This window comes from Streptomyces sp. NPDC104367 (assembly GCF_055583825.1).
Genome location: NZ_JBVJND010000001.1, coordinates 475,804 through 488,630 on the forward strand (window position 1 = coordinate 475,804; position 12,827 = coordinate 488,630).

The 12,827-nt window shown below is 71.6% G+C and carries 9 protein-coding genes; 7 read left to right on the forward strand and 2 right to left on the reverse strand.

Annotation, left to right across the window (positions count from 1 at the left end; genetic code table 11):
* Positions 1-69 precede the first annotated feature (69 nt).
* From ACZ619_RS02130 to ACZ619_RS02160, 7 genes are read left to right on the forward strand one after another with little or no spacing between them, the layout of a single operon-like run.
* Complete coding sequence (locus ACZ619_RS02130; RefSeq protein WP_469593033.1) at positions 70-1,089, forward strand: carbohydrate kinase family protein; 1,020 nt, start codon at positions 70-72, stop codon at positions 1,087-1,089.
* A gap of 55 nt (positions 1,090-1,144) precedes the next feature.
* Positions 1,145-2,431, forward strand: coding sequence for an ABC transporter substrate-binding protein (locus ACZ619_RS02135; protein WP_469593272.1), 1,287 nt, complete (start codon positions 1,145-1,147; stop codon positions 2,429-2,431).
* Entirely contained in the window at positions 2,431-3,387 is a 957-nt protein-coding gene (locus ACZ619_RS02140; protein ID WP_469593034.1) for a carbohydrate ABC transporter permease, read from the forward strand. The genes ACZ619_RS02135 and ACZ619_RS02140 overlap by 1 nt, the downstream gene beginning before the upstream one ends.
* 14 nt (positions 3,388-3,401) lie before the next feature.
* Positions 3,402-4,265: a carbohydrate ABC transporter permease gene (locus ACZ619_RS02145; RefSeq protein ID WP_469593035.1), complete on the forward strand. Its 864-nt coding sequence runs from the start codon at positions 3,402-3,404 to the stop codon at positions 4,263-4,265.
* Positions 4,262-7,192: a glycoside hydrolase family 2 TIM barrel-domain containing protein gene (locus ACZ619_RS02150; RefSeq protein ID WP_469593036.1), complete on the forward strand. Its 2,931-nt coding sequence runs from the start codon at positions 4,262-4,264 to the stop codon at positions 7,190-7,192. The genes ACZ619_RS02145 and ACZ619_RS02150 overlap by 4 nt, the downstream gene beginning before the upstream one ends.
* A gap of 48 nt (positions 7,193-7,240) precedes the next feature.
* On the forward strand, positions 7,241-9,082 hold the full coding sequence (locus tag ACZ619_RS02155; protein ID WP_469593038.1) for a LamG-like jellyroll fold domain-containing protein: 1,842 nt from the start codon (positions 7,241-7,243) through the stop codon (positions 9,080-9,082).
* A gap of 20 nt (positions 9,083-9,102) precedes the next feature.
* A complete protein-coding gene (locus ACZ619_RS02160) occupies positions 9,103-10,773 on the forward strand; it encodes a histidinol-phosphatase (RefSeq protein WP_469593040.1) in 1,671 nt (556 codons plus the stop codon).
* Between the two features lie 50 nt (positions 10,774-10,823).
* Here ACZ619_RS02160 and ACZ619_RS02165 read toward each other — a convergent pair whose 3' ends face one another.
* Entirely contained in the window at positions 10,824-11,279 is a 456-nt protein-coding gene (locus ACZ619_RS02165) for a MaoC family dehydratase (RefSeq protein WP_469593041.1), read from the reverse strand.
* A 10-nt stretch (positions 11,280-11,289) separates the two neighbouring features.
* Positions 11,290-12,822, reverse strand: coding sequence for an acyl-CoA synthetase (locus tag ACZ619_RS02170; RefSeq protein WP_469593043.1), 1,533 nt, complete (start codon positions 12,820-12,822; stop codon positions 11,290-11,292).
* Between the last annotated feature and the right edge of the window lie 5 nt (positions 12,823-12,827).

Genomic DNA, 12,827 nt, shown 5'->3' on the forward strand with positions numbered 1-12,827 from the left:
CACAGAGCGGCGCACGATTCCGGTCAACCGGTTATCGGAATTGACGAGTTTTGACGAGAGGGTGTGCGCGTGGACGACGACAGGCCCGATGTGCTGCTGACCGGACTGCTCTTCTACGACCTGGTCCTCACGGGCCTCGGCAGGCCGCCGACGCCGGGCGAGGAGATCTGGACGGCGGGCATGGGCTGCGGCCCCGGCGGCATCGCCAACCTCGCGGTGGCGGCGTCCCGCTTCGGTCTGCGCACCTCGCTGGCCACGGTCTTCGGGGACGACTTCTACGGCGAGTACTGCCGGGACGTCCTGTGCGACCAGGAGGGCGTCGACCTCGCGCTCTCCCGCACCGCGGACGGCTGGCCCACCCCCGTCACCGTCTCGCTCGCCACCGGCGACGACCGGGCCCTGGTCACCCACGGCCAGGAACCCCCCTGCTCGCAGGACACGCTGATGGGCGACCCGCCCGAGGCGCGCACCGCCCTGGTGCACCTGGAGGCGGAACCCCGCGCCTGGCTCGGCAAGGCCGCCGCGAACGGCACGCACATCTACGCCGACGTGGGCTGGGACCCCACCCAGGAGTGGTCCCGCGACCTCCTGGACCAGCTGGCCCTGTGCCACGCCTTCCTCCCCAACGAGACCGAGGCGATGGCCTACACCCGCACCGACAGCGCGCGGGCCGCGCTCGGCACGCTCGCCGAACTGGTCCCGGTCGCCGTGGTGACCCGCGGCGGCGACGGCGCCCTGGCCGTCGACCAGACCACCGGCGAGTACGCGGAGGTCCCCGCCCTGCCCGTGGCCGTCCTGGACGCGACGGGCGCCGGTGACGTCTTCGGGGCGAGTTTCGTCGCCGCCTCGCTCGGCGGCTGGCCGCTGGCGGAACGGCTGCGGTTCGCGGTCCTGGCGGCCGGGCTCTCCGTCGGCCGGCACGGCGGGGCACTGGCCGCCCCCGGCTGGTACGGCGTCGACCGCTGGTGGCGCGCTCTGACCGACCCGGAGCTGAGACAGTCCTACGGCTTCCTGGCCGACCGGCTGCCGGCCGACCCCGGACCGCCGGTCCGCCACGCGCCCGTCACTCCCCCCGCACGGTCGCACTGACCCCACCCCCACGCTCATGCGAAGTCCCGAAAAGATCCGAAAGGCGGTGGGAGCTGTGCGGCTCTCACGTAGAGGCCTGCTGCGCGCGGGCCTGGCCGGTACGGCCGCCACGGCGCTCGGCGGCCTGGCGTCCGGCTGTGCCGTTCCGACCGGTTCCACCGGCCGGAACATGGTCCTGTGGTACTGGGACGGCGGCCTCGGTGACACGGTCATCAAGAACGCCAAGGCCCGCTACGACGCGAACGTCGACCTGCAGGCCATCAAGATCGGCGGCTACTACCGGTCGAAACTGCTCACCACGATGACGGGACGGGCCCACGTCCCCGACATCGCGGGCCTCAAGGGCGAGGACATGGCGTCCTACCTGCCCGACGCCGACCAGTTCGTGGACCTGCGCACGCTGGGCGCGGACACGTACGAGGACCGGTTCCTGTCCTGGAAGTGGGCGCAGGGCATCGCCGACGACGGCACGATGGTCGGCTTCCCGATCGACTGCGGCCCGGTCGCCCACTACTACCAGTACCAGGTCTTCCGGAAGGCCGGGCTGCCGTACGAACCCGACGACGTCTCGGCCGAGCTGGACACCTGGGAGAAGTTCTTCGCGGCGGGCGAGCGGCTCAGGACGCGGATCCCGGGGACGTCCCTGGTCACCGACGTCAACTCGATCTTCGAGAACGTGGTGCAGCAGGGCGCCGAGCGGTACGTCGACAAGGACCGCAACTTCATCGGCGACCAGGACCATGTGCGCCGGGCGTGGGCGCTGGCCGTGGAGGCCAAGCGGCGGGGGATCGTCTCCGACCTGGTCAGCGGTACGCCGGACCAGCTCTCCGCGCTCCAGGACGGCAAGCTGCCCAGCCAGCTCAACGCCTCCTGGGCCACCAACGACATCAAGTCGGGCGTCCCGAAGACCAAGGGGAAGTGGCGGGTCGCGCAGATGCCGGTACGGCCGTCCAACAACGGCGGCTCGTTCCTGTCGATCACCAGGGCCTGCCGGGAGCCCGAGCAGGCGTTCCGGATCATCGCCTGGATGCTGGACGCCACCAACCAGGCGCAGGGCTTCGTCGACGCGGGACTCTTCCCGTCGACCCCGGCGTCGTACGCCATGAAGACGCTGCGCGAGCCGGACCCGTTCTTCGGCGGCCAGGTCACCATGGACGTCTTCGGGCCCGCCGCGCAGAAGATCGCGGTCGCCTACAACAGCCCGTACGACGTGGCGCTCGGGCAGCCCCTGAAGGACGAGATCAAGAACGTCGGCGTCCTGGGCAAGAACCCCGACCGGGCCTGGAAGGACGCCATGAGCAAATGCCGGCGCATCGCCAAGCACCTGGGGGTGACCTACTGATGGCCACCGCACTCGAGAAGCCCGCGCCCGGCGTGGAGCGCGCACCCGCGCCCGGTCCCCGCACGGGGCTGCGCAGGTACTGGCACCTCTACGCCGCGATCTCCCCCTTCTACCTCCTCTTCGTCTGCTTCGGCCTGATCCCGGTCGGCTTCTCGCTCTACGTCTCCCTGCACCGCTGGGACGGCCTCGGGTCGATGGAGTGGGCGGGTCTGTCGCAGTACCGGTACCTGCTGAGCGACACCGACTTCTGGACCGCCGTCGGCAACACCGTCCTCATCTGGGCGCTCGCCACCTTCCCCATGATCTTCCTGGCGATGGTGACGGCCGTGATGCTCAACTCGGCGGTCCGCTTCAAGAACGTCTACCGGTTCGCCTACTTCCTGCCGAACGTCACCTCGGTGGTGGCCGTCGCGATCATCTTCGGCTCGGTGTTCTCCACCAACTTCGGCCTGGTGAACGCCTTCCTCAACGCGGTCGGCCTGGACCAGGTGGCCTGGCTGAACACCCCGTGGGGCATCAAGATCGCCATCGCCACCCTGATGACCTGGCAGTGGACCGGCTACAACGCGATCATCTTCCTCGCCGGTCTCCAGACGATCCCGGGCGAGCTGTACGAGGCGGCCCGGATGGACGGCGCCGGTCCGGTGCAGACCTTCTTCCGGATCACCCTGCCGATGATGCGGCCGGTCCTGCTGTTCGTGCTCGTCGTGTCGACGGTCACCGGTCTGCAGAGCTTCTCCGAACCGCAGGTGCTGCTCCAGACCACCTCCAACGACTCGACGTTCGCGGGCGGTCCGGGCCACGCGGGCCAGACGATGGTCCTCTACTTCTTCCAGCAGACCTTCGACAACAACGACTTCGGCTACGGCGCCGCCGTGGCGTGGGGCATCTTCCTCGTCGTGATCATCTTCTCCATCGTCAACTGGCGCCTGGTGCAGCGCCGGGGCGAAGACTAGAGAGGCCGCACACCATGGCATCCATCCAAGGAACCCGCCGGCCCAGGGCCGTCAAGGGCACCCGGGGCCGCGGCATCGCCCTGCACGCCGTCCTCGTCGTCGGTCTGCTGCTCTCGGCCTTCCCGTTCTACTGGGCCGTGATCATGTCGACGCACACGTCGTCGGAGATCTTCTCCTACCCGCCCAAGCTGCTGCCGGGCTCGCACTTCCTGGAGAACCTGCGCGGCCTGTTCGACAACATCGACTTCTTCGGCTCGATGTGGAACTCGCTGCTGGTCGCGGTCTCGGTGACCTTCCTGGTCCTGTTCTTCGACTCGCTGGCGGCCTTCGTCTTCGCCAAGTTCGCCTTCCCTGGCAAGAACGTGCTGTTCGCCCTGCTCATGGTCATCTTCATGGTGCCGGCGCAGCTGGCCGCCATCCCGCAGTTCGTGATCATGGCGAAGCTGGGCTGGATCGGCTCGATGACCTCGCTGATCGTGCCGGCCGCGGCCAACGCGTTCGGGATCTTCTGGATGCGCCAGTACATGAAGGGCGCCATCCACGACGAACTCCTCGACGCCTCCCGCATCGACGGCGCGCACTTCCTGCGCCAGTACTGGCACGTGGCCCTCCCGGTGGTCCGGCCGGGCCTCGCCTTCCTCGGCATCTTCACCTTCATGGGCCAGTGGAACGACTACGCCTGGCCCCTGATCGCCCTCACCAACCCGGACAACGTCACCCTCCAGGTGGCCCTGTCCCAGCTCAACGGCACCCACGGCACCACCGACTACGGAATGGTCATGACCGGCGCACTCCTGGCCCTCGTCCCGCTGCTGATCGTGTTCGCGATCGGCGCCCGGCAGATCATCGGCGACCTGGCCAAGGGAGCCATCAAGTGACGGACCCGCTGCTGGCCGTCCGCCCCTGGGAGGCACCTGAGGTGACCTCCTGGGGGCGTCTGCCCATGAACGCCGTCGACCGCCGTCCGGGCGCCCGCTCCCTGGACGGCACCTGGCGGTTCCAGCTGCTGCCGGACCCGCAGGCCGTACCGGCCGAGGAACTGTGGTCGACCGCGCACGTGCCCGGCGCCTGGACCATGCAGGACACCGCGGACCTCCCGCAGTACACCAACGTCACCATGCCGTTCCGGGAGTTCCCGCCCGGGGCGCCGGCCGCCAACCCGACGGGCCTGTACGAGCGTGAGCTGGACGTGCCCGCCGAGTGGGCCGGACGCCGGATCGTGCTCCAGGTGGGCGCGGCCCACAGCGTGCTGCTCGTGCACGTCGACGGGCGGCCCGTGGGCGTCTCCAAGGACTCGCACCTGGCGGCCGAGTTCGACCTGACCGGGCTGGTACGCCCCGGCGGGCGGTCCCTTCTGCGGCTGACCGTCGTCAAGTGGTCGGACGCCACGCACATCGAGGACCAGGACCACTGGTGGCACGGCGGGATCACCCGCTCCGTGCTGCTGTACGCCACCGACCCGCTGCACCTCGCGGACGTGACCGCGCGGGCGCGGCGGGACGGCGAACTGCGGGTGGACTGCCAGGTGCGCAACGCGGCCGGCGACCGGGCGCTGCCCGGGGGCTGGTACGTCAGCGCCGACCTGGACGGCACACCGCTCGCGCAGGACGCCGAGTTCGACCGGTTCAACACCGAGGACGACCGGGTCTCCGACTTCCTCGGCGAGGCCCGTGTCCACGCCGTCGTGCCCGGGGTGCGCACCTGGAACGCGGAGCAGCCGGAGCTGTACGGGCTGACCGTCCGGCTGCACCGCGCGGACGGCACGGTCGCCGACACGGCACGGCTGCGCGTCGGCTTCCGGGACGTCGAGATCACCGGCCGGGACCTGCTGGTCAACGGCGAGCGGGTGTTCATCAGGGGCGTCAACCGGCACGACTTCCACCCGCTGACCGGGCGCACCGTGTCCTACGACGACATGCGCGCGGACCTGGTGCTGCTGAAGCGGTTCGGGTTCAACGCGATCCGCACCTCGCACTACCCGAACGACCCGGCGCTGTACGACCTCGCCGACGAGCTCGGCTTCTACGTCGTGGACGAGGCGGACATCGAGTCCCACGACCACGCCCACGAGATCGCCGACGACCCGCGCTATCTGAACGCCTTCGTGGACCGGGTCTCGCGCATGGTGCTGCGCGACAAGAACCACCCGTCGGTCATCGTCTGGTCCCTGGGCAACGAGTCCGACTACGGCGCCAACCACGACGCGGCGGCGGGCTGGCTGCGCCGGCACGACCCGACCCGGCCGCTCCAGTACGAGGGGGCCGCCAAACGCGGCTGGGCGGACCCGGACGTGGCCTCCGACATCGCCTGCCCGATGTACGCGCCGCTGGCGGACTGCGTGGCGCACGCGCTGTCCGGGGAGCAGACCAAGCCCCTGATCCAGTGCGAGTACTCGCACGCCATGGGCAACAGCAACGGCACGCTGGCGGACCACTGGGCCGCCATCGAGTCAACTCCCGGGCTTCAGGGCGGGTTCATCTGGGAGTTCTGGGACCACGGAATCCTCCAACGGGTGAGCGACGGAAGACCGGTCGGGCGCACGGGCGCCGGACTGTATGCCAACGGTGTCGCCGCGCCCGGCCACCGCTGGGCGTACGGCGGCGACTTCGGCGAGGCCCTGCACGACGGGGCGTTCGTCGCGGACGGCGTCGTCTTCCCCGACCGCACGCCCAAGCCCGCGCTGTACGAGCACCGGGAGACCGCGGCACCCCTGCGCATCCGGTCCTTCCGGCACGAGGGCGTCGTGCTCGCCAACCACCAGCACTTCCGCACGCTGGACTGGCTGGCGGGCACCTGGGAGCTGGCGCTGGCCGACGGCCGGACCCTGACCGGTCCGGCGGCCCTGCCCGCACTGCGGCCCGGCGAGAGCGCGGCCGTACCGCTGCCGTTCGCGGTGCCCGCGGACGGCGGGGAGGCCTGGCTGACGCTGCGGGTGACCGTCGCCGAGGACCAGGTGTGGGCGCCGGCCGGTACGGAGGTGTGCGCACCGCGGATCCGGCTGCGCGCGGCCGGACCGCGGGGCGTGCCGGCGGCGGCCGGACCGGCCGTCGAGGTGGACGGCGAGGGGCTGCTGCGGCACCCGTCGCTGACGGCCGCGCCGACGCTGTCGCTGTGGCGGGCGCCCACCGACAACGACGAGCTGGGCGGCATCGCGGCGCGCTGGCGGACCTGGGGCCTGGACCGGCTGGTCCGCAAGCTGGTCTCGGTGCGCCGGGACGGCGGCCGGGTGACGGTGCTCGCCGAGTACGCGGGGACCACCGGGGTCGTACTGCACCGGCAGGAGTTCACACCGGTCGAGGGCGGGGTCCGGATCGACGAGTCGGCGGAGCTCCCCGAGGAGTTCCACGACGTGGCCCGGGTCGGGTCGGTGTTCGAGACGGTGGCCGGGTTCGACCGGCTGGAGTGGTTCGGTCAGGGTCCCTGGGAGTCGTACCCGGACCGGGCCGCCGGAGCCCCGGTCGGCCACCACTCGCTCCCCGTGGACGAGTTGTTCACGCCGTACCTGCGGCCCCAGGAGAGCGGCGGCCGGCACGGCGTACGGCGGTTCACGCTGTCGGCGCCCGACGCCACCGGGCTCGCGGTGGAGCTGGACGAACCCCGCCAGGTCTCCGTCACCCGCCACCGGGCCGAGGACCTCACGGCCGCCGCGCACCACGACGAACTCGTGCCGCGCGCCGGCTGTGTGGTCCACCTGGACGCCGCGCACCGGGGCCTGGGCACGGCGTCGTGCGGTCCCGACACCTTCCCCTCCTACCTCGTCGCACCGGGAATCCACCGCTGGAGCTGGACCCTGCGCACCCGCTGAATCCCCCCACGCACTCCGACGTCACTTCCGCTTTCCCACGGAGCACACGTGTGTACTTCGCATGACCACCCCCAGGGCGAGGCCGCGCAGGCCGGAGCCGGACGACGCAGTTTCCTCAGGGCGACCGCGCTCCTCGGCGCCGCCGCGACCGCCGCCACGGCGGGGGTGGCCCTGCCGGCCGCCGCCGAGGCGGCCACCGCCGCCGGCTCCGGCCGCCGGCCCGACTCGGAGAGCCGCCGCTTCACCCTCGCGGTGATGCCCGACACCCAGTACCTCTTCGACGGGCCGAGCATCGACCCGGCTCCCGTCGAGGCCTCGCTGCGCTACCTCCTGGAGCACGCGGAGGACGAGAACATCGTCTTCCTGTCCCACCTCGGCGACCTCACCCAGAACGGGGCGCGGGAGGAGTTCGCGGCGATCGGCGACGCGTTCGGGATCCTCGACCGGCACGGCGTCGGCTACAGCGTGCTGGCCGGCAACCACGACATCAGGTCGTCCACGGACGACCAGCGGGGCTCCTCCGCGTACCTCGACGCGTTCGGCCCGCGGCGCTTGCGGGACAAGTCCACGTTCGAGGAGGCCTCCCCGGACGGCTACAACACCTGCCACCTGTTCCGGGCGGGCGGGCGCGACTGGCTCGTCCTGGCGCTGGACTGGCGGCTGTCGGCGAGCGGCTACGCCTGGGCGAAGGACGTCATGGCCCGGCACCCGAGGACGCCGGTCATCCTCACCACCCACGAACTGGTCGTGGACGACGACACGTTGTCCTCGTACGGGCAGCAGCTGTGGGACCGGCTGATCGACGAGCACGACCAGATCTTCCTCACCCTGAACGGCCACTACTGGCCGGCGGCCCGCGCGACCCGGAGGAACGCGGCCGGCAACGAGGTGCACCTGCACCTGACGAACTACCAGAACCGTTACTTCGGCGGCGCGGCGATGATCCGCCTCTACCACTTCGACCTCGACCGCGACGTCATCGACGTGGAGACGGTGTCGCCGTGGATCCTCGGCCGGGCCGGGAAGGGCCTCGACGAGCTGGAGCGGCAGGAGATCGAACTCAGCGGCGACGCCGACCGCTTCTCCGTCGGCATCGCCTTCGCGGACCGCTTCGCCGGCTTCGACCCGGTGCCGGTCCGCGCCGCACGGCCGGCCGCGCAGCTGCTGGTCCGCGGCACGGCCGCCTACTGGCGGTTCGACTCGGCCGTCTCCGGCACGGTCCGCGACCTGTCGGGCCACGGCAACGACCTCACCGTGGTGCCGGTCGGCGGCGGCACCCTCGGCTGGTCGGCTGACCACCACCCGGACCAGCCGGGCCACGGCAGCCTGGAGTTCACCGGGTACAAGTCCCCGCTGAAGGGCGCGTACCTGAGGACCGTCGACGGGGCGCCGCTCAACTCGGCCGTCTTCGAGGACGGTTACACCATCGAGGCGTTCTACCGGCTGCCGGCCGACTGGGACCCGAACCACAACGCCTGGTCCGGGCTGGTCAGCCGGACCGGCACCGGCGGCGCCGCGGGCAAGACCGGTGACGACCCGGACGAGCCCCTCGCCACCCTCTCGCTGTCCAACGACCGCGAGCCGCAGTGGGCGATGCGCCCGCTCAACCAGGAGGGGATCGCCACCAACTGGGGCCAGGAGACCCCGTTGGAGACCTGGTGGCACCTGGCCGTCGTCAACGACGGCCGGCACACCACGCTGTACGTCGAGGGCTGCCCGGTCGTCCGCAACCCGAAGGCAGCGGCGGTCGGCATCGCCTCCGTCGGCCTGCCGTGGCTGCTCGGCGGCTACGCGTACGCCGACAGGATCGACCAGATCCTGCACGGCCGCCTCGGCGACGTGCGGATCGTCTCCCGGGCGCTGCCCGTCTCCTCCTTCATGACCCGCTGACCCCCCTGACGAGGATCACCGTGACCGAGCAGCAGCTCCCCACCTGGGCCGACCCCGCCGTCGCCCCCGCCGAGCTCGACGCGCAGGGCGTGTCGAGACGTCAGCTCCTTCGCCGCGCGGGCCTGTTCGGCGCCGCGTTCGCGCTCGGGTCGGCGGCGACCCCGGCGTTCGCCGCGACCCCGCAGCGCCTGGGCGGCCAGGACCCGCGCCTGGCCTACCTCGTCGGCGACCACCACGTGCACTCCGTGTACAGCCACGACGCCAAGTACACCTTCTCCCAGCAGGCCCGGGCCGCCGCCGAGTACGGCCTGGACTGGATGGTGTTCAACGAGCACTCCAACTTCGGGCACGCCTCCTACGGCGCGGCGCTGGAGCACGCCGAGATCCTGAAGGCACGGGCCGAGAACCCGCGCCAGCTGATCTTCCAGGGCCTGGAGTGGTACATCCCGGCCGCCGAGCACGGCACGGTCTTCGCCGCGCCAGGCCCGCACGAGACCGACCTGCTGACCCGGTTCGAGCTGGCCTACGACGGCAAGCTGCTGGGCTACACCGAGGGGGCCGCGGGCGCCACCGACACCGCCCGCAACGAGGCGCACGCGGTCAAGGCCATCCAGTGGCTGGCCGAGCAGCGGCGCACCGGCTACGTCGACGACGTCCTGGTGCTCGCCAACCACCCGCTGCGCCTGGGCATCGACTCCCCGCACGAGATGCGCGGCTGGCGGGACGCGGCCCCGGAGATCATGATCGGCATGGAGGGCGCGCCCGGCGCCCAGGGTGCCGCGATCCCGGGCTGGCGCGGTGCCGGCTCCGTCCGCGGCGAGTACGAGAACAAGCCCTCCGCCCAGTCCTGGGCCGGCTACCCGGCCGACGCGTACCTGACGTACGGCGGTTTCGACTGGGCGACGGCGACGGTCGGCGGTCTGTGGGACGCGATGCTGTCGGAGGGCAGGCTCTTCACGATCACCACCAACTCCGACAACCACCGCACGGTCTTCGACACCTGGAAGAACGGCGACTGGCCGGCCGGGCAGAACTTCGACAACACCGGCAGGCTGCCCGACCCGGTGAACACCGACACCGCGCAGCCCGGCAGCGACTTCTGGCCGGGCCAGTTCAGCCGCACCCACGTCGGCGTCACCCGATACGGCTACCGTGCCGTGATGGCGGGCCTGCGCGCGGGCCGGGTCTGGCTGGACCACGGCCATCTGCTGGACGGCCTCGACGTCCGGCTGAAGCGGGACCGCGACCACGGCGACGGTGTCACCCTCGGCGGCCGGCTGCGGGTCCGCAAGGGCGAGCGGATCACCCTGAACGTGACGGTGACGACCGCGTCCCGGGTCAACTCCCAGGGCATCCTGCCCCAGTTGGCGCACGTCGACGTGATCCGGGGCGCGGTGCGCGGCCCGGCCGCCGACCGGGACGGCTGGCGGGCGCCCGACACCCGGGTCGTGCGGACCGAGGACGTCGGCGGCCGCAGGGGCACGTACACGCTGCGCATCCCGGTCATCGCGGGCGACGAGTCGTTCTACGTCCGGCTGCGCGGCAGCGACGGCAAGCGCGGCGGCGCGGGTTACCTGGGCGCGTCGGTCGACCCGCACGGCCCGGTCCCGCACGAGCCGGGCGACGGCGACCCGTGGGCGGACACGTGGTTCTACTCGAACCCGATCTTCGTGGACGTGGTGGGTTCCTGACGGAACACCGACCGGCCCCGGCCCCGTTCCTGGAACAGGGCCGGGGCCGTTCAGGCGTAGAACCGCGACAGGCTCTGGAGGACCGCCGCCGGCTTGGCGGCGCCCTCGATCTCGATCGTGCCGTCGACGGCGATCTGCACCCCGCCCGGCACCTCCTCGACCGAGGCGAGCCGCCCGGACAGCCGGATACGGGAGCCGGCCTTCACCGGGGACGGGAAACGCACCTTGTTCAGGCCGTAGTTGACCTTCGTGGTGACGCCCTGGACGTCCAGCAGCCCGGTGAACAGGGGGATGAAGAGGGAGAGGGTGAGGTAGCCGTGGGCGATCGGGGCGCCGAACGGGCCCTGGGCCGCCCGCTCGGGGTCGACGTGGATCCACTGGTGGTCGCCGGTGGCGTCGGCGAAGGTGTCGATGCGCTCCTGGGTGACCTCGATCCAGTCACTGGTGCCCAGGTCGCTGCCGGCCAGCTTCTTCAGTTCGTCGAGGCCGTTGACGGTGACGCTCATGTCGCTTTCCTTAAAGAGGAGTCGGGGAGTCGGAGTTCCGGGGGCCGGCGCCGTAGCGCTTGCGCACCCGGGACTTGAGGAGTTTTCCGGAGGCGGTGCGCGGGAGTTCGTCCGCGAGCACCACGGACTTGGGGAGCTTGTACTTGGCGAGCCGCCCGGACAGCGACGCGAGCACCTCGTCGGGGTCGAGGTCGGCGCCCTCGCGGGGCACCACCACCGCCCTCGGCACCTCGCCCCACTTGTCGTCGGGCACGCCGATGACCGCGCACTCGATGATGTCGGGGTGGGCGAGGAGCAGGTCCTCGATCTCGGCGGGGTAGATGTTCTCGCCACCGGAGATGATCATGTCCTTGAGGCGGTCGACGATGAAGACGTAGCCGTCCTCGTCGACCCGGGCCGCGTCCCCGCTGCGGAACCAGCCGTCCGCGAAGGAGGCGGCGGTCTCCTCGGGCAGCCCCCAGTAGCCGGACATGACATGGGGGCCGCGGACCACGACCTCGCCGGTCTCGCCGACGTCGGCCGGGGTCAGGTCGGGCCGCACCACCCGTACGTCGCTGAAGAAGTGCGGGACGCCCGCCGAGCCGGCCTTGTCGACCGCGCGCCCGGCGTCGAGGAAGAGGGTGCCGGGCGAGGCCTCGGTCATGCCGTAGCCCTGGAGGAAGGTCAGCCCGCGTGCCTGGTAGACCGCGATCAGCGGGGTGGGGACCGGGGAGCCGCCGCAGGTGAGGATGCGCAGCGAGGACAGGTCGGCGTCCGGCCAGCGCGGGTGCCTGGCGATCCGGTCGAACATCGTCGGGACCCCGAACATGAAGGTGATCCGGTGCCGTTCGACCAGGTCGAAGGTGGCGTCGGGGTCGAAGGCCTCGACCAGCACGCAGGTGCCGCCCTGGAGGAGGACCGGCAGGGTCAGCATGTTGAGGCCCGCGGTGTGGAACAACGGGGCAAAGACCAGGGCGCGTTCGTCGGCGATCAGGTCGGTGTCGACGAGCACGTTGAGCGCGTTCCAGGTGAGGTTGCCGTGGGTGAGCATCGCGCCCTTGGGACGGCCGGTCGTCCCCGAGGTGTACATGATGATGCAGGTGTCGTCGGGGACGACGGGTTCGTCGATCGGGTCGGTGGCCGCCGACGCCAGCATCTCCTCGTACTCGGGGCCCACCTCGACGTACGTCCGGACGTCGCCGGCGCCGGGGAGCCCGGCGACGAGACCGGTGTGCGAGGGGCCGTACAGCAGCGCCCGGGCCCCCGAGTCGGCGAGCTGGTAGGCGATCTCGGGGCCGGCGAGGCGGGTGTTGAGCGGGACGAAGACGGCGCCGAGGGTGCCGGCGGCGAACAGGGTCTCCAGATAGGCGGGGTGGTTGGGGCCCAGGTAGGCGACGCGGTCGCCGCGGCGGACGCCCCGGGCGCGCAGGGCGTGGGCCAGCCGGGTGGTGCGGGTGTACAGCGTGCGGTAGTCGGACGGCCGCCCGTCGTGCACCAGGGCCGTGCGGTGCGGGGTCTTGCGGGCCCTGCGTGCGGGCCACGAGCCCAGTCCCTCGTTGCGCATCTGCG

Bases quoted from the DNA above. Each gene is read 5' to 3' on its own strand.
- ACZ619_RS02140 (WP_469593034.1), top strand. From the start codon at position 2,431: ATGGCCACCGCACTCGAGAAGCCCGCGCCCGGCGTGGAGCGCGCACCC.
- ACZ619_RS02145 (WP_469593035.1), top strand. From the start codon at position 3,402: ATGGCATCCATCCAAGGAACCCGCCGGCCCAGGGCCGTCAAGGGCACC.
- ACZ619_RS02165 (WP_469593041.1), bottom strand. From the start codon at position 11,279: ATGAGCGTCACCGTCAACGGCCTCGACGAACTGAAGAAGCTGGCCGGC.
- ACZ619_RS02170 (WP_469593043.1), bottom strand. From the start codon at position 12,822: ATGCGCAACGAGGGACTGGGCTCGTGGCCCGCACGCAGGGCCCGCAAG.